This window comes from uncultured Psychroserpens sp., from assembly GCF_947492715.1.
GTDB lineage: Bacteria > Bacteroidota > Bacteroidia > Flavobacteriales > Flavobacteriaceae > Psychroserpens.
In genome coordinates this window covers 378006-397362 of the sequence record NZ_CANLNS010000003.1, presented here as the reverse complement: position 1 = coordinate 397362, position 19357 = coordinate 378006, and the positions used below count along the sequence as shown (strand labels likewise).

Below are 19357 nucleotides of genomic sequence, written 5' to 3'. Positions count from 1 at the left end.
TTTCAAGCTTTTTTTAAACTATTTTTTTTCAAACCCCACAACCCCTTATAATGAACGCTTTACAAACCTCTTTTTTTTATAAAAAGAAATCCCAAACTAGTCCAAATCGAACATTAAAATCACGATAAGGATTGTTTGGTGCAGAAAAATAGTCGTAACCTGTAAAGGAAGCATTGAAATGTTCTAACTTAAAAAAGAACCTAGTTTGCCTTATTTTAGCATTAAGAAAGAAATCTAGTCTTGGAAATCCACCGATCTTACTTTGGGTTTGAGTATAAAATTCTGCCAATAGAGGGTCATAACCATCCATGTAGTAATCCGTAAAATAATTAAAGGTTATTCCTGTCTGAAGAAATAATGCATTTTTCTTAAAAAAGTGATTTGAATAATATAAACTATTTCTAACAACAAGTTCTGGCAAGTTAAGCGACTTACTGTCATCTTTCACATTTTGATATAATATAGAGTTGTCTAATGCAAATTTGCCATATCTAAATTCTTTATCAAGTCTAATTTTATATAAATTAATGGATTGGTCTAATTGTTTAGGTTTAATTACATTAGATTCTCCTTCTGTCGAAAAGAAAGATAAATTATCAATTGTCGTAAACTGTGCAGAAACATTGAAAAACTTATCAGAAACAACTTTAACTGAAATATTGTTATTTATTTGATTACTAAAGGTGTTAATATTATTCCAATTATAATTGATATAATCGCTTTGATTAAGTAAAAGATTATAATTTGGAGCATTAGAATTTCTTCCAACCGCTCCTTCAATCTTTATGTCTTTATTCAAATTATATTGTAATTGACCTAAAAAATAACTGCCCTCAAAGTCGCCAATCACATTAAAACCAAAGTCAAAGTTCAATAGGACATTACCGAACTGATTAGAATAGCTTCCGTTTAGATTAACAATTTGATCCTTTATTCTATTGGGAATTTGTTCATTATTCAGAATAGTCACCTTATCGTAGCCATAATTAATATCGTTATAGCCAATACCAAAATCAATATTACCAAGAACAGGTTGAATATAATTTACTGCCAACTCAGTGTGAAAGTTCTCTAATGTTGCTCTATCTTTGATATTACTCTGATTAAAGGAGTCGCCAAAAAAGTTGACACTACTAGTTGTTTGGTCATATTGAAAATATTTATCTTCAAAATTTATTATATTCTTTATCGCTAATGTGCTACCTAAAGAATCTTTAGCTCTTATCAGATTATACTGATGATTCAAATAGAATCTCTTTCCAACTAAAATATTTTCGGCATTTTCAAAATTAGGGTCGAAAACTGCCCTATCGATGAAATCTGGATTACCAGATTCGAAATTAGGTAAATCCTCAGTTCTTAATCCTCCGTTTTCTTCATTCATCAAATCTTGAGTCGTGATGTGAGCCTTTGCAGCATATTTACCATTTTTAGTTTTAAAATTCGTGGTAAATCTTAAATTACCAGTGCTAGTAAGGGTGTGTTGGTAGTTTCCAAGAGATCTAAGACCTTTATATGCAACTGAAAAGTTAAACTCTCTTGATGTATTCACCGTAAAAAAAGCATCAAGGAGTTGCCCCTGTTTAAACGCAGTTTTAAAAAATAATTCGGTTAGAGGTGTCGGTACTTCATAATATCTAATGTCTTCAACTTCCATATAATTAAAGTGCCTTGCCCGAGCCCCAAACTCTGGAAGTAATCTATGCCCTTTAAAATCCCTTGAAAGCTGATTATACGTTTGTCCTAGATTAGCAAATGCTATCAATCCAAAATTGTCTTTTCGTAAGTAATTAAATTTATATTCCTTTTGTATGGTTAATGATGTATCAACTAATTCAATATTACCATCAAGGTCATACATTTTATACTGCTCAATTTTAGCAACACTACTATTTACCTTATTGGTTTTACCTCTGGTTCTTACACTATCATTTAAAGTATTTGGTTGCAAGATTTTTTTGTTAGCTTTTACATTCTTATTAGGCTCCAAAGTTTGGGCATAAAATGTGCTTATAGAAAAGAAGATAAAGACATAAACAATATATGATCTAAGCATATTATTAAAATTCAATTAAGGCGCAAATTAATAATTCTAGAATAAGGAAATCATAAAAAAAATAAAAAAGCGACCAATTTGGTCGCTTTTTATATCTATATGTAATATATGATTAGTTTCCTACTGAGAAAGATCTAACAATATTAGCTCCGAAAGCATCAATTTGATCAAATAGCGCAGTGTTTCCATCACAAGCTATAAGGTTACCATTGATAGACCCGTTACCATATGCACAGCAGATACCATCTTGGAACTGATCGAAAACTACGAAATCATAGTTTCCATCAGGAATACATAATGTTACAGAGAATGTCTCTAAATCATCATAGTTTCCAAATCCAGTATCTCCATCGATAAAGTCACCAGAATCAGCATCAAATAATTGCCAAGCAGTTTCTTCAGGATAGTTATCGAAGATAAAGTCAAATTTAACCTCGTTTAATGTACATGCACTCGAGAATGACAATTGAGTTGTTCCTCTAGTATTAATAACACTTCCATCTGCAGCAACTACATCTAAGGCTAACACTCTAGACGATCCCTCTGGGATAGCCGCAAAGTTAACATCTACAACAGTCGTTCCAACAAACTCACCTGCAGGAATTGTTACAGAGTTTGCAACAGTATATTCTGCCGCCATAGCTGTTGTTAACTCAGAATTTACATTGATAGAAATCGTTCTATCTGAGCTAGACCTAGTCGTAGACTCAACAGTTACAGTACCACTTCCAGCACAGAACTCAACAGTTTGAGAAGCTCTTGCAAAAGACAGTCCTGTTTGACCTCCATCTGCATCATAGATTATAAGGTCTTCCTCACAACTAGTGTACGAAAACGCAACTAATAAAGCAAGGGTTAATTTTAATATATTATTTTTCATAATTATAAGAATTTTTGATTAGTAACCAGGATTTTGTTGCGATCCAATTCCAGCATTAGCGTTAATCTCGATAATTGGAATAGGTAAAGTAAATCTAAAATCAGAAGCAGCTAATGTACAAGCACCACTTTGTGTCGTACAATCAGTCTGATCTCTATCAATTCCTCTGTTAGCAGCAACTCCAATACGCTTTAAATCTTTGTAACGGAATCCTTCAAAACAAAGCTCTACTCTTCTTTCATCTAAGATAGCCGCGTAAGCTTCTTGAGCAGAAGCATAAGATGGTAATGGTTGAGCAGAACCTAATCTTGCATCTCTAATTTGCTTAATCAATGTAGCCGCACCAGTTAAATCGTTACTAATTGCAACTCTAGATTCAGCAAGGATTAATAACATTTCAGAAGATCTAAATACTTTTAAATCATTCATTAATGGTCTACCTTCAGAACCTGGGTACTTTTGAATCACTAAGATATCAGTATTTACTGGATCTGGATCTGTAGCATAATCTGGATTGATTACAGATGTAGGAGCGATATTCACATCAAATCTCACATCGTCAGTATCAATTAAATTAAATAAACCTCTGTCCATTTCAAAATAAGGAGAACCTGCTAAAGTTGCATCAACGAATGCAAAACGAGCACCAGCCCATCCTCCAGCTGTAACAGAACCAGTAGTTCCTTGTCCATCATAAGGACCGTTTACAACTCTTTCTAATTTGAAAATAATCTCAGTATTATCATTATCTAAGAACATTGCTTGGTATTGCGCTTGATTAGCCAATGGGTAAGCAGATAATAATTGACTAGATAATGTTTGAGCAGTACCATAATCTTTTCTAGTTAATGCTGCTCTCGCTCTCATTGCGTTAATAGCATCAGTAGAAATAAATGTTGCATTAGACTGTACATTACTTAAACTTAATGCCGTATTTAAATCAGCATTAACATAATCCCACATCTCACCAGTTGTATTTCTTAATGGCTGGTAATCTAAAGGTGCTACAAAATCAACCACAGGAGCAGCTAAAGTTGTGTCATCTGTAGGGTCTGGACTAAAGTAAGTTAATAACTCTAAGTTAGCATATGCTCTAATTGCATATACTTGAGCTAAAATGTTATTGTACTGATCTTGTTCATCAGCTTCAGGAGTAATATTAGCAGCAGCTTCAATAAGAAGCGTTGCTCTGTTATTTACTCTATAGTTACGTACCCAAAAATTTGAAGCCGCAACACTTCCTGCGTTTAATACAAAGTCATATAATGCAAAACCTTGTCCACCACTATCAAATCCGACAGATAACTCATCAGTAAAGTTAGAAGCGAAAGCGATCTCAGGAGTTAAATCCCACTGGTTATATACAGAAAGTAAACCTTGCTGTAAATCATCAACCGAACGGAATGCATTTTGTGCATCAAGTCTACCTGGTTGTCTGATATCAATTGCGTCGTTACAACCCATAACTATAGTTAAGAGTCCGACAAATAATATTTTACTAAATTTTTTCATGTGTGTTTTTTTTTAAAATCCTAATTCAAATCCTACAGAGATTGTTCTTGGAGTTGGATATGATCTTTGTCCACCGTTAGATTCAGCATCAAAACCTCTCCATTCAGACCATGTGATTAAGTTTTCTCCGTTTACATATACTCTTGCATTAGAGATACCTGTGTTCTCTAAAAATTTAGCAGGAACATTGTATCCAAAACTTGCAAAACGTAATCTTAAGTAGTCAGCGCTTCTTAAGAAACGGTCAGATCCAAAAGAGTTTCTGTTTGTTGCAGTTGGAGAAGGAATATCAGTGATATCACCTGGCTGAGTCCACTCTCTTAAGATATCTCTAGAGAAGTTAAACTGTCCAACGTTATCTGCGTTAATAAATCCAGCGTAATCATTGTCAAAACGATCTACACCAAGAACATAGTTAAACTGAGTTTGTAAGAAGAAGTTTTTGTAATCAAAATTAACTTTGAAACTACCATTCCACTCAGGAGTTAAGTTTTTATCTAACCATACACGGTCAGTATCAGCATCAGGACTTTCAGTAACATCACCATTAGCAGTTAAGTAAAGTAAGTTACCATTTGCTGGGTTAACACCTGCATATCGTAAAGAAAAGATTTCAAATAAGATACCTCCATTACGACCTAAACCGATTATTTCACCTTCAGTATTTGGAATATCTTGTAATTCTGTTTGATTGTAGTTACCTACGATTCCAACAGACATTCCGAAACCACCTTCAGTTTTTGGTTTAAATACATCATAGTCAACAGTAAAGTCAATACCTCTGTTATATAATAAACCTGTATTTGCATTTTGTTGAGTTACACCAGTTGTAGCTGATAAAGGTGTACTTTGGAAAAGATCCGAAGTTTCTTTTTCATATACATCTACAGCACCACGTAATCTACTGTTCCATACACCGAAATCAATACCGATGTTTGTTTGTGTAACAGTTTCCCATTCTAATGAACGGTTACCTAACTGAGCTAAACCAATTGAGTTAGCATTTCCGTATCCAGGACCTGTTCCGAAGAAATCTTCAGTTAAATCTGGACCTCCAAAGTATCCTAATCCAACGATATCTTGGTTACCCGCTGTACCGTAAGATGCTCTTAACTTTAAGTTGTCAATTGCTGAATCATCCATAAATGATTCGTTAGAAATATTCCAACGACCAGAAACAGAATAGAAAGTTGCCCATCTATTAGAACCAGCAAAACGGTAAGATGCATCACGACGAACAGTCGCAGAGAAACCATACTTTGTATCGTAATCATAATCTAAAGAAGCGAAGTAAGAGAATAAACCTGCGTTTAAGATGTTTGCATTAGCAAAATCTCCGAATAAACCATTTGCAGGAGTAATAAATCCACTACCATCTCCAGGGAAGAACGTTTTAGGATCTAAACCATTTTGTCTATATCCGAAAGTTCTGAAGTGAGCCTTAAAGTACTCAGTATATAATCCAACGTCAACCGTATGCTTATCAGCAAAGGTTTTGTTAAAGTTTAAAGATGTTACTTGGTTGTAAGCAAACTGTCTTGTTGATTGTTGATCTTGGAAACCAGAAGTTGGGTTTTCAGCTCCACCGAATAAAATCGCGTTAAACGATTCTGGTCCTTCAGCACGAGTTAAGAACTCACTTTGATAATCACCAGATAATACAACCCCAGCAGTTAACCAGTCTGTAATATCATAACTAAAATTAACACTACCAATAGCCTTAACCTCTTCCTCGAAACGAGTATAAGTTAATAATCTATCATATAAGAATAAAGGTGTGTTTGTAAATGATAATGGTGATAATAAATCTGCACCATTAGAGTAATCTGCAGTAGAGATGTAAGGAACAGATTGGTATGCACCTAGTACATAGTTTCTGTTAATCGCTCCACTACCAATACTATTTGGCTCATTTGACTTAGAGTAGTTAATACTCAAGTTAGCGCCATATCTAAATTTGTCATTACTAGATTTTCCAGTAACGTTTGTTCTTAAGTTGAAACGTTTTAAATCTGAATCCTGTAATACCCCTTCAGTATCTTGAAAACCAAAAGAAGTAAATTGAGATGCATTATCACTACCACTTGTTAATGATAAAGTATGACTCTGTGTTACACCTGTACGGAAAAAGAAATCTGTCCAGTCGAAATTAGGAGCCGCTTCAATTTGAGCATCTGTTAAAGGTGAACCAGCACCAGGGTTAAATACACCTGTACTGTTACCAGCACCAGCACCATTTCCTCTCAATCTTTCATAACGAAGTAAATCTTGAGCATCCATGATATTGTAATCATTATCCTGAAGTGTACTGTAAGCTACATATCCATTGTAGTTTACTTTAAGTCCTTCTCCAAAATTACCTTGACGTGTTTTAATGATGATAACACCATTTGCACCTCTGTTACCATAAATTGCAGTTGCACCAGCATCCTTTAAGATGTCGATAGACGCAATATCCTGTGGGTTAAGAGATCTAAAGTTGTCTTCATCAACAGGAGCACCATCTATAATAAATAATGGTTCAGTGTTACCATTAATAGATGCAACACCACGAAGTTGAACTAATGAATTACCACCTGGCTGACCAGAACTAGTTGTAATATTCAAACCTGGAGCTTGACCAGATAATGTTTGAACAAAACTCGCATTCGGTCTGTTTTCAATAGTTTCAGCTGTTACTCTTACTTGAGAAACACTTGACGTCGCTTTACTTTGGGTTCTATACCCTGTAACTACTACTTCGTCCAAAACAGCTGCATCTTCCTGCATTGAAACATTGATAGAAGATCTACTTCCAACAACTTCTTCAACAGTTTTAGTTCCTACATACGTAAAAACTAAAGTTTCATTTGCACTCGCTTTGATAGAATAATTACCATCAAAATCTGTTTGAACTCCACGTGCAGTTCCTTTTACTATTACACTTACACCAGGCAACGGAAATCCGTCTACAGCCGATGTAACTGTTCCTGTGACCGTTTTCTCTTGCGCGAAAGAGAGTTGCATCACAAACGCCATAAATAGCGTCATTAACCATGTTAACTTTAATTTCATAAAACAATTATTTGAGTTAGTCTAGCGCAAACATCTTAATAATATATTAAATAAACAAGTATTTATACTAAAAAAATGTTAACAAGTAATTAAATAGCTTTAATCCATTTTTAGCTTCTAAAACCTTGTTATTACTAGTAATTAGATACATAAACATGAATTAGGTTGCGTTAAAATTTTAACTTTGTCCAAACTTTAACATTTTGAGACTTAAATCATCTTTTTCCAATTTGAATTTAGAATGTGGCACCGACGAAGCTGGAAGGGGTTGTTTGGCTGGGCCAGTCACTGCTGCTGCAGTAATCTTGCCACCAACCTACAACAACGATATATTGAATGACTCCAAACAACTTTCAGAAAAGAATAGAAATATTCTCAAACCAATTATTGAAAGTGACGCCGTTACACATGCCTATGCTCATATTTTCCCAAATACTATTGACGACATCAATATATTGAATGCCTCCATACTTGCCATGCATAAATCTATTGAGCAACTAAACACAACTCCTGAGTTTATTATTGTAGATGGTAATAGATTTAAACCATATGGCTCTATTAAACATGAGACCATCGTTAAAGGCGATAGTAAGTTCTTATCAATTGCAGCCGCTTCGGTATTAGCTAAAACATATAGAGATGAATATATGGAATGCATACATAAAGAATTCCCAATGTATAATTGGAAACAAAACAAAGGCTATCCAACAAAAGAACATCGCGCTGCAATAAAAAAATATGGTATAACGAAGTACCATAGAAAATCTTTTAGATTATTACCAGAACAACTTAAATTAGACCTGTAACTTTTTATATTTGTAAAAATCTATTACATGAAAAAAGTCTGGTTCATCTTTTTTTGCTGTACCATATTATATAACTGCAAAAATTCTAAGTCAAAATCTACAAGTTTATTATCCCTTGTTCCCGAAAATTCGCAAATCATTATAAAGATTAATTCTTCGGAAGGTTTAGAAAATGGATTAAAAAACAACACCTTAATACAAGCAGTGAAGAGCTATACCAGCATCAAAAATTTTGACGCTCAACTTATACCTATATATAATGTAGATAACACCAATAGCTTAATTGCCTTATCCAAGGACAAAAATGACAGTTTGGAAATTAGCTTTATAGCGCCTTTATCAAAAAACGGCATTACTCTCGATTCTATCCCAAATCTCCAAATCGACTCAACATTTTATGACACAAGCTCAAAGGTTAGACAATTAAATTTTAATGGCAAACGTTTTTATAGCACCATTATAGATAGTGTGCTTTTTGTTTCAAATGTTCTGGAAACAACTAAAAATGCTAAACCTAAGAAGCAGGTCAATGCCGAATTAGAAACAATTTTTAAAACCTCCGATTCCAAAAAAATGGTTTCCATTTTTTTTAATCACCAGACAGACCAGTTGCAACCTACCATATTTAATAACGCTGTAACAAACGATTTACAGTTTTCGAATTATACACTTATAGATAGTGACATTTCTCAAAATGAAATTCTATTGAACGGCATTACAAAAGCGTCAGATTCTACTGAGAGCCTAATAAACATTTTCAGGAATACGATTCCTCAAGAAAATCAAATCGCACGTATTTTACCAGTAAACATTTCTGGATTCTCAAGTATCACTTTTGATAACTATGATGTTTTCAAAGAAAATTTAATAGCACACAAATTTCAAGATTCTATACAAGACTATGCAGACGTATATCAGAACATTGTTGAAATTGGATCTGTACATCATGATAATGAGACCAGTACCATCATTTTAAGATCGATTGATGCAATCTCTACTCTAGACAATTTGAATTCTACAGTCACGACTGAAACCTATAGAGGAATCAATTTATTTCAACTGAACAGTTCTGACATGTTCTTAAATTATGTTTCTCCACTAATAAAAACACCTCAATCAATCACGCACTATATCAATATTGACGACTTCTTTATTTTTTCGGATCAAGTTGATGTTCTAAAATCAATTATCTCGGCCTATCAAAATAATTTAGTTTTATCTGAAAGTTCGTCTTACAAAAACCTAAAACTAAACCTTAGTGACGAAGCATCTTTATTAATTTTTGGAGACTCTTCAGAGCTAAACAACATTTTAAACGCAAATTTTACTGACGATAAAAACTTAGACATATCTCGTTTTAAAACGTCTGCAATACAATATGTTTACGACATAAATTTCGCGCATGTTAATGCCGTTTTTAAAACTCAAAAAAGAAAAGCTAGTTATAACAGCGTAAGTGAAGAATTTAATATTTCCATTGATTCGGACTTAATATCAAAACCGCAGTTATTAAAAAACCACACCAATAATCAAATGGACATTGTGGTTCAAGATGTACAAAACAACCTCTATCTAATTTCTAATACAGGAAAAGTGTTCTGGAAAAAACAACTTGAAGGCCCAATTCTTGGAGACGTTAATCAAATAGACACTTATAAAAATGGGCGATTACAACTGGTATTCAATACTACAAAACGACTCTATGTTTTAGATAGAAACGGCAAAGATGTAGGCGCTTTTCCTTTAAAATTTAACGACAACATAACGGAACCTGTATCTGTATTTGATTACGATAAAAGAAAAAATTACAGACTAATGATTACTCAAGGTAAGTCTGTTTTGATGTATGACAAAAAAGGAAAAATTGTTGAAGGGTTTAAGTATAAGTCTTCAGAAAACACAATCACCTCTCAACCTAAACATTTCAGAATTGGAAGTAAAGACTATATCGTTTTTGCTCACGGCAACAAAATTGAGATCCTTGATCGTGTTGGCAAAAAGAGAATTACAGCCAAAGAAAACATCAGTTTTTCAGATAATGAAATCTACCTTTACAATAATAAATTTACCACTTCAAACACTAATGGAGAACTTATAGAGATCAATCAATCTGGACATGTAAGCCACAAAAATCTCAATGCTAATACAGACCACAAAATCTCGACAACGAGCAAAACCCTTGTTGTTCTTAACGATAATAAACTGACGATAAAATCCAAAACCATTGAATTAGATTTTGGAGATTATACAGCTCCAAAAATTTTCTATATCAACAATAAAATATATGTTACGGTTACAGATCTTCAATCAAAGAGAGGTTACCTTTTCGATAGTCAAGCCAAACCAATTGGAAATTTCCCTGTGTATGCGAACTCTCAATTAGAATTAAATAACATAGATAGAGATAATGCTTTAGAAGTTATTACAAAGGGTGATAATGATGCTATAATTGTTTACGAATTTTAATAAAAAGCCTAAAACATTCCTTAACCAACTATACACAAAAAGTAACTATTTATACATCGTTCTTTGCTAATTGAATATGATTAATTACCTTTAAACTCGCTATTAATCAATTCGTTATAAACCTCATGGAATATAAATCAATATATTCAAAACCCCTTCTTACCTGTTTCTTATTTCTATTTATTCTTCCCCTATCGCATGCGCAAACCAAAAAAATTAAAAGACCAAAAAGTAGTGTTGGAATCTCTAGCGTTGATAATTTTGTTAGGGAGTCTTTCGATATTTATGATAAAGTATACAAATATGATGGTTATGCAGCCGCAGGTACACCATTAGATGATGAAGATATTGATGTTTTAGAGGAGGCATTGGAAGATCTTTCTATTTTAAGTGACAGTGCCCCAGATATTCTATCAGATTTAGATGGTCAAAATGTGCTTAAACAAGGGAAAGCTACATTACAAATTAACAGAGCTAAAAAAGCCTTGAAATATAGCATAAAAACAGCTAAAGAACTCCTGTTAGGAGAGCGAAAACGGAAAGAAGAGAAAGACAACAAAACCGACACTTCTGAAGATTCAGATAACAACTCATCGTCAACTGAAGATTCGGGCAACACCAAAGACACGAACAATAGTGAAGAAGAGGCTAACAGCAATATTTCAGACAATCTAGAAATATTAAGTAAATACGATTTCGTTCCAGGCGACAAACTCTTGTTTTTTGACGACTTTTCTCAAGATTTCATAGGTGATTTCCCATCTAAATGGAATACAAATGGTTCTGGTGAAGTGGTTAAAACGAATAAGGCTGAAGGAAATTGGTTTCAGCTAAAATCTGGTTACGGCATTAAATATCTTCCATTAATTGATGATAAACTACCAGAAGAATATACTATTGAGTTTGATATACTAACTAAAGGCGTTGGCAGCCCAACATCTTCAACCGCACGACTATATATAGTTTTAGACGACAACAATGGGTTTTCCGATGGTCGTACAAACGCTCTTGTAACTATCCCTTTTGGACAATATGGAGCTTTCGGAATTCAAGTGCGAAACACCGATCCCTCAGACAAAAAAATTAATGCAACATTAACGGCAGATATAAGAAAAGCGGTAATCAATAAGCCCCATATTTCTATTGCTGTCAACAAAAAACGATTTAGACTTTGGGTAAACGAGAAAAAGTATGTTGATATTCCCCAATTAATTTATGATCCCGCATCTATTGGTTATCTCAAATTTAATCTTTACGGTTTTAAAGATGGCGAAGAATTTATATTTATTCAAAATTTAAAAATTGCGGAAGGTGGTGTCGACTTAAGGCGCAAATTACTTTCTGAAGGCAAAATCTCTACAAATGGTATATTGTTCGATTCAGGATCATCAAATATTCAAACCCAATCATACGGCATTATTCGTCAAATATCTCAAGTATTAATGCAAGACGAAAGCATAAAATTAAAAATAGTAGGACATACAGATTCTGACGGTGGTGACAACACCAATATGGCGCTTTCAAAAGCGCGTGCAGAGGCTGTTAAACAGGCCCTTGTTAAAGTTTATAAAATTGACAAAAGCAGACTCATATCGGATGGAAAAGGAGAAAGCGAACCTGTAGGAGATAATAGTACAACCGAAGGAAAAGCCCAAAACCGTCGTGTAGAATTTATTAAGCAATAACCGCATTTAAAGCAACCAAATCGATGCCTCAGTCTTTATGAAGGCGCCAAAGAGTTTTCTTTGGCGTTTTTGTATTTATTAACCACAAAATTTAGTAGTATTGTGGCTCAAAATTTTTGTCATGATCAAACGTAATAAAGCATCAATTTCTAAGTGTATTTTACACAAAGTTGGGAATAAATTTAATAGCACCAAAAACGCATTTTCAGAGCAACCTATAGACTTTGAAGAAATAAGTTATGATTTAATATTACCTTATTTATTGCGTCCTTTCACAAGCCTTGCTGAGTCGTATAGATTTAATCATCATGCTAATATAGATCTCAATGAAATTAACAGCTATGCCTCTCAAATTTTGCAAGACGACACCGACTTTGTAGACATTTCAAAGCATATTGTAATGCATTTGTTTGAGCAATCAAATTCTGCTCAAATAAAGACTGGAGACGTTATAGTTTGTCTTTTTCATGATATCCAATACGAAGATTATCAAACAGATGCTGTTGGTATTTTTAAAATTGAAAACAAATCCCATTTCTTTCAAACCTATTTAGAACAGGGGAGTTATGACATTATTACCCAAAAAGGAATCGCCACTAAAAAAGTAGATAAAGGGGTTTTAATTTTAAATGCAGCAGACACCGAAGGCAAAATAGTTTTAAGTGTAGATAATAATAACTACGATGCGCAGTATTGGATTAAGAGCTTTTTAAACATTAAATATCCCGATGATTCAAACCAACATACAAAGAACTATATCGAAATGTGTCGGGAATTCTCAAAAGATGTGATGCAGCCACAGTTTGGCGGTCAAGAACAAAGTAATTTCTTGGCTAAAACAGTCGATTTCTTTAAGGAACATGAAGTTGTGAATATCGAATCTTTTAAGGAAGACGTTTTTGAAAAAGAAGACGCTATTCAGCTTTTCGAAGATTATAAAAAAACATACGAAAGCGACCATAATGTGCTGATTAGAAATCAATTTGACGTTTCTGAAAAAGTTCTAAAAAAACAAAAGCAGAAGATTAAAACGGAAATCAAGCTCGACACCAATATTCAAATAAAACTGGATGTTGATGCTCCAGATGCCTCAGCAGAGTATTTAGAACGGGGTTACGATGAAGACAAAAAAATGCACTATTACAAGGTCTTTTTCAATGAAGAAGGTTAAGTAACTTTTACTACCTTTAAGCTAAAAATGAACTTAAGTACAGTACTAGCCAAACATTTTAGAGCCATTCATTTTGGTGGAAATTGGACGACATCTAACCTTAGAGATCAGTTAGCCAATGTTAGCTATAAAGATGCTACAACTGAAATATCTGACTGCAATACTATACTAGCTCTTACCTTCCATGTAAGTTATTATGTTACAGGTGTATTAGACGTTTTTAATAATAAACCTCTCGAAATTAGAGACAAGTTTAGTTACGACCATCCAAAAATTACATCGGAAAGCGAATGGCAAAACATGCTAGAACGTGTTTGGACAAACGCTGAAGCCTTAGCAAAACACATCGAAATTTTAACCGAAGATCAATTATGGCAAAATTTCACAGATCCTAAATACGGAAGTTACTATAGTAATATTACAGGTATCATAGAACATACCCATTACCATTTAGGACAAATAGCCATACTTAAAAAATTGATTAAAAAAGACATTTAGATAGGGACTAATCTATATATCCCATCTCACGCATCCACTCGTTGTTAAACATTTTACCTACATAACGACTGCCATGATCATGAAATAATACCACAACAACATCGTCTTTAGTAAACTCGTCTTTTAACTGCAATAAACCTTTAATCGCTGCTCCTGCGCTATTTCCCAAGAACATACCTTCTTCTTTAGCTAATAGCTGAGTGTATACAGCGGCATCTTTATCGGTTACTTTTGTAAACCCGTTGATAATCGAAAAATCTACATTTTCGGGTAAAATATCTTCACCGATACCTTCGGTCACATAAGGATAGATTTCTTTCTCATCAAAGACACCTGTCTCATGGTATTTTTTAAACACGCTTCCATAGGTATCAACACCCCAAACTTTCACATCTGGATTTTGTTCTTTTAGATATTTTCCTACGCCAGAAATAGTTCCTCCTGTTCCAACACCTACAACAAAATGTGTCACTTTTCCATCGGTTTGCTTCCAAATCTCTGGACCAGTACTTTCGTAATGTGCTTTGGCGTTGCTTGGATTATCATATTGGTTCACATACCAAGAGTTAGGTGTTTCTTCCCCTAAGCGTTTTGATACCGAATAATAACTTCTTGGATCATCTGGCTCTACATCTGTTGGACATACAACAACCTCTGCTCCTACAGCTCTAAGAATATCCATCTTCTCTTTAGATTGCTTATCGCTAATAACGAAAATACATTTATAACCTTTTACTATGGCTGCCAAGGCTAAACCCATTCCTGTGTTTCCTGAAGTCCCTTCAATAATTGTTCCTCCTGGTTTTAAACGACCATCGGCTTCGGCATCCTCAATCATTTTTAATGCCATACGATCTTTAACCGAGTTCCCTGGGTTAAATGTTTCATATTTTGACAATACCAAACAAGGCAAGTCTGATGTTAATTTATTTAATTTTACTAATGGCGTATTACCAATTGTACCTAATATATTTTCTGCGTAGTCCATTGTCTTTATTTTGCGATGCAAAAATAGACAAAACTCAAGATTTAAATAGGTTTTCTTCGGAAATCTTAGTTCTCATAACATGAGATTAAAAATGAAACGAAAGCCCATATGGTTTTAAGCTAGTCGCGTTAAGGATGGCAGTGGCATCCTTTTTATAGGAATTGAGCGCAGTGAAAATTCAAACAATAAAAAGATATAACGAACAGCCTGACACTTTAGCTCTAAAAAGTGATAAAGTGGAACGCCCAAATAAAAAGAAATAGTTAGCTAGCTATTCAAATCGAATCGCTTTGACAGGCGAAATCTTTGTGATAATTATTGACGGTATCAATAGCATTAAGAAACAGGCAATAAAGGTGCCTATATTTAATAAAATAATATAATCTAATCCTATATGCACTGGGATAATAGATACATAATATTGTTCTGGATCTGGAAATTTAAGCACGCCAAATTTCTGTTGAGCAAAGAGGAGACCAAGACCTATAAGGTTGCCCCAAAACAATCCTAAACATACGAGATAAGTAGCATTGTATAAAAACATCTTCCTTATGCTCCAGTTACTACTACCTAAAGCCTTTAAAATCCCAATCATTTGCGTACGTTCCAAAATAAGCACAAGCAAAGCCGTAATCATATTAATTCCTGCCACTATAATCATAATAGCTATAATGCCGTAGGTATTATTGTCAAAGATTTTAATCCATTCAAAAGTGGTGTCAAACTTTTCTTCTATGGTCTGTGTATCTAAAAATGAAGGCGTTTGGTTTCTAATTTGTTGTTCAATCTCGGAAAGCTCAGTAAAATCGTTAAGGTAGACTTCAAAATTTCCAATCTCATTAGATTCCCACTTATTCATACGTTGAATATGACTTATGTCTCCAATCATAAAATTTTTATCGATGTCTTGAAATCCTGAGTTAAAAATTCCAACTATCTTAAAACGTCGTTGAAAAGGAATGTCTTCGATACTCTCCTTTTTAAAAACAACCTGGAAAGTATCATTTAATTTAAATCCTAAACGGTTTGCCAAATAGCTCGAAATGACTACATCATTACTGAGTTTACCTTCATAAACTGGCAACTCACCCTCTACAAGAAAATCTTGGATATAAGTCCAGTCATAATCTGCACCAACACCCTTTAATACTATGCCTTCAAAATCGGTTTCAGTTCTAACAATACCAAATTTTGTTGCCACAGCCTGTATATGTTTGACACCATCTACGTTATTAAATTTAGGATAAAAATTCTGCGTAACAGAAATAGGAACGATAGACTCATTAGACTCATTACTATTAAACTCATTTATAGTGATATGTCCATTAAAGGCTACAACTTTTTCTCTCACCTTTTTCTGCAGCCCCAAACCAGTTGCAATCGCAATAAGCATTACAACAATGCCAATAGTAATAGCAGCAATACCAATTTTTATTATTGGCGCCGAAACACTACTTTTATACGATTTACTACCAATAATTCGTTTAGCTATAAAAAACTCGTAATTCAAAATTAAAAAATGCGTTTATCGATGTTCAAAAATAGGGTTTTCCCAATAATTACAATGCTAGTTTTAGTCTTGATTTCCTGTGGGAATAAAACTAATACTGATTCTGCTATAAATAATGAGATGAATCACCAAAGTGAAACCTTCACTAAATTGAGCGATAGTATTATTGTTGGGGCAAATCGAATAGGTGTATATGTACCGTTACTTAAAGGAAAACGCGTTGGAATTGTTGCCAATCAAACGTCTATAATGAGCGTTTTAGAACGCCGAGCTATTGATGCCTCAACGATGGGAAGCGCTACTAAAACTTACCATTTGGTTGATTATTTACACAATTACGATGGGATTACCGTCTCTAAAGTTTTTGCTCCCGAACATGGGTTTAGAGGCAAAGCAGATGCGGGAGAACTATTAAAAGATGGTGTTGACACAAAAACGGGAATTCCAATTGTATCGATTTACGCTAAAAACAAAAAACCTTCTCCAGAGCAATTGGCAAATTTAGATATTGTAATCTTCGATATTCAGGATGTAGGCGCACGCTTTTACACCTATATTTCTAGTTTACATTATGTAATGGAGGCTTGTGCAGAAGCAAATATTCCAATGCTCATTTTTGATAGGCCCAACCCTAATGGACGTTATATAGATGGTCCTATTTTAGAGCGAGAGCATGAAAGTTTTGTTGGTATGCATCCTATACCTGTTGTTCATGGTATGACCATAGGTGAATATGCAAAGATGATTAATGGCGAAGGTTGGTTAAAAGATAAGATAACATGCGATATTACAGTGATAGATATGCAAAATTACACGCATGATAAAAATTACAATTTACCTGTTAAACCATCTCCAAACTTACCAAACGACCAAAGTATTAACCTCTACCCTAGCCTTTGTTTCTTTGAAGGCACAAATGTTAATGCTGGCCGAGGAACTTCTAAGCAATTTCAAATTTATGGAAGCCCATATTTAGATAAAACCATTTATACTTTTAAATATATTCCTTCACCAAATGAAGGTTCTAAATACCCAAAAAATGATGGTGTATTGTGTTATGGTGAGGATTTAAGTAAACATCAAAAAATGAACAAATTAGACTTAGGATACCTCATTAGAGCCTATCAAAATTCGATTGACAAAAAGGTCTTTTTTAATGATTACTTTACAACACTTGCTGGAACAAAATCTTTACAATCACAAATAGAAGCTGGTATTTCTGAAAAAGACATACGTGAAACTTGGATTAAAGGTCTTGAAGCATTTAAAAAGACCAGATCAAAGTATTTGATATACGATTGATGCGTAAGGTCTTTACTTATCATTCTTAGAAGCTAAGCGCTCCTCTTCCATTGCTAACAACCACTCGTTATCTCTAAAAACTTTAACGACAAATACAATACGAATAGGTGATTGTACGGCAACAAACACATGCTTCCCTTTACTTAGTCTATTAAGTGGAATCTTGACATCCTTAGCGTTAACAGCCATGTCAATTTCTCGTTTATAATCTGTACTAACAGAATACACTTTACGAATAAGTGAATCACTTTTAAGAATTAAAGTGTCTTTGGTATGATTTAACTTTTGAATTAAACCTTTGGCCCTTATATTGACATTCTTTTCAAGTTTTGCGAAGTCATTTTGAGCTTGAATTGTATAGCTCGTTAAGGTCATTATACTAAAAAAGATTATAACAAATACTGTTCTCATTTATAAACGTTGGTTAACGTCAACAACATCTAAACTAATAGCATTTTTTATAATCCCGAACCTTAAAACTAATTTCTTTTTTGAATAGAGAACAAAAAACTCCATGAACGGTAAATAAAACCGAAGTAAGGTGTTTTATATGATTTAATATTTATAGCAAGTGCTTTAATCGAAATACTCACTCTAAAGTTTCTGTAATAGTTGGTTTTCGATATTTATGAAACGGCTGTTTTAAAAGTTCTCCTATTTTACCGTTAGCTTCTTCATCTGGAAATGTATCTACGCCATAGACAATAGCATCTCTATCAAGGCTCATAAAAGTTCCAAAAATTCGGTCCCAAATAGAAAAGATATTTCCATAGTTTGAATCTGTATAAGGCAACATATAATGATGATGAACTTTATGCATATCTGGTGACACCAAAACGTAACTAAGGATTTTATCTACTTTTTTAGGAAGTTTAATATTGGCATGACTAAACTGTGTTGCAACCAACGACATTGACTGATATAGCATAACAATAGCTATTGGAGCGCCAATAATAAACACACCAAATAAGGTAAACACAAAACGTATAATGCTCTCTAAGGGATGATGTCTATTTGCCGTAGTCGTATCTACTTTATGATCTGTATGATGCACCAGATGCACCATCCAAAGTGGCTTTACCTTGTGCTCTACATAATGCGCCAAATAAGCTCCAATAAAATCTAATAACAAAACACCTAAAAGTATATAGGCCCAAAGCGGTAAGTTAGGCATCCAGTTTATAATACCAAAATCATGTTTTCCAACCCAGTTTGCCGTACCTACTAATAAAAAAGCCAAACCAAAATTAATGATGATTGTTGTTAACGTAAAAAACAAGTTAGGAATAGCGTGTTTCCATTTTTTGTACTTAAAATTATATAAAGGTAATGTTCCTTCTAATAACCAGAATACTGTTAATCCACCAACGAGAATTAAACTTCTATGATGCGAAGGTATGGTTTCAAAATAATTAAAGAGCGCTTCCAA

The 19357-nt window shown here is 33.8% G+C and carries 14 protein-coding genes; 6 read left to right on the top strand and 8 right to left on the bottom strand.

Features of this window, described 5'->3' with window-relative positions; genetic code table 11:
• Positions 1–76 precede the first annotated feature (76 nt).
• The 4 genes from Q0787_RS11130 to Q0787_RS11115 all read right to left on the bottom strand — a co-directional run bounded on the left by Q0787_RS11130 (position 77) and on the right by Q0787_RS11115 (position 7502).
• Positions 77–2056 (bottom strand): putative porin, encoded by a 1980-nt coding sequence (locus tag Q0787_RS11130; RefSeq protein WP_298902723.1) that lies wholly within the window; start codon positions 2054–2056, stop codon positions 77–79.
• 112 nt (positions 2057–2168) lie between these two features.
• A complete protein-coding gene (locus Q0787_RS11125; RefSeq protein WP_298902722.1) occupies positions 2169–2936 on the bottom strand; it encodes a hypothetical protein in 768 nt (255 codons plus the stop codon).
• 18 nt (positions 2937–2954) lie between these two features.
• Positions 2955–4448, bottom strand: coding sequence for a RagB/SusD family nutrient uptake outer membrane protein (locus Q0787_RS11120; RefSeq protein WP_298902721.1), 1494 nt, complete (start codon positions 4446–4448; stop codon positions 2955–2957).
• A 12-nt stretch (positions 4449–4460) separates the two neighbouring features.
• Entirely contained in the window at positions 4461–7502 is a 3042-nt protein-coding gene (locus Q0787_RS11115; RefSeq protein WP_298902720.1) for a SusC/RagA family TonB-linked outer membrane protein, read from the bottom strand.
• 203 nt (positions 7503–7705) lie between these two features.
• On the opposite strand from Q0787_RS11115, the gene Q0787_RS11110 reads away from it, so the two are divergent.
• From Q0787_RS11110 to Q0787_RS11090, 5 genes are all read left to right on the top strand, one after another.
• Positions 7706–8308, top strand: a complete 603-nt coding sequence (locus tag Q0787_RS11110; protein ID WP_298902719.1) for a ribonuclease HII — start codon at positions 7706–7708, stop codon at positions 8306–8308.
• Positions 8309–8335: 27 nt separating this feature from the next.
• On the top strand, positions 8336–10774 hold the full coding sequence (locus tag Q0787_RS11105) for a ribonuclease HII (RefSeq protein WP_298902717.1): 2439 nt from the start codon (positions 8336–8338) through the stop codon (positions 10772–10774).
• 125 nt (positions 10775–10899) lie between these two features.
• Positions 10900–12459, top strand: coding sequence for an OmpA family protein (locus Q0787_RS11100; RefSeq protein WP_298902716.1), 1560 nt, complete (start codon positions 10900–10902; stop codon positions 12457–12459).
• Positions 12460–12580: 121 nt separating this feature from the next.
• Positions 12581–13630: a nucleoid-associated protein gene (locus tag Q0787_RS11095; RefSeq protein ID WP_298902714.1), complete on the top strand. Its 1050-nt coding sequence runs from the start codon at positions 12581–12583 to the stop codon at positions 13628–13630.
• A 27-nt stretch (positions 13631–13657) separates the two neighbouring features.
• A complete protein-coding gene (locus Q0787_RS11090) occupies positions 13658–14128 on the top strand; it encodes a DUF1572 domain-containing protein (RefSeq protein WP_298902712.1) in 471 nt (156 codons plus the stop codon).
• Positions 14129–14135: 7 nt separating this feature from the next.
• Here the strand turns inward: Q0787_RS11090 and Q0787_RS11085 are convergent, their stop codons facing one another.
• Both Q0787_RS11085 and Q0787_RS11080 read right to left on the bottom strand, forming a co-directional pair.
• A complete protein-coding gene (locus Q0787_RS11085) occupies positions 14136–15116 on the bottom strand; it encodes a PLP-dependent cysteine synthase family protein (protein WP_298902711.1) in 981 nt (326 codons plus the stop codon).
• A gap of 271 nt (positions 15117–15387) precedes the next feature.
• Positions 15388–16626: an FtsX-like permease family protein gene (locus tag Q0787_RS11080; protein WP_298902710.1), complete on the bottom strand. Its 1239-nt coding sequence runs from the start codon at positions 16624–16626 to the stop codon at positions 15388–15390.
• A 54-nt stretch (positions 16627–16680) separates the two neighbouring features.
• Between Q0787_RS11080 and Q0787_RS11075 the strand changes: the two genes are divergently transcribed.
• Positions 16681–17928, top strand: a complete 1248-nt coding sequence (locus Q0787_RS11075) for a DUF1343 domain-containing protein (protein ID WP_298902709.1) — start codon at positions 16681–16683, stop codon at positions 17926–17928.
• Between the two features lie 12 nt (positions 17929–17940).
• Here the strand turns inward: Q0787_RS11075 and Q0787_RS11070 are convergent, their stop codons facing one another.
• Both Q0787_RS11070 and Q0787_RS11065 read right to left on the bottom strand, forming a co-directional pair.
• On the bottom strand, positions 17941–18339 hold the full coding sequence (locus Q0787_RS11070) for a hypothetical protein (RefSeq protein ID WP_298902707.1): 399 nt from the start codon (positions 18337–18339) through the stop codon (positions 17941–17943).
• A gap of 178 nt (positions 18340–18517) precedes the next feature.
• Positions 18518–19357, bottom strand: coding sequence for a sterol desaturase family protein (locus tag Q0787_RS11065; RefSeq protein ID WP_298902705.1), 840 nt, complete (start codon positions 19355–19357; stop codon positions 18518–18520).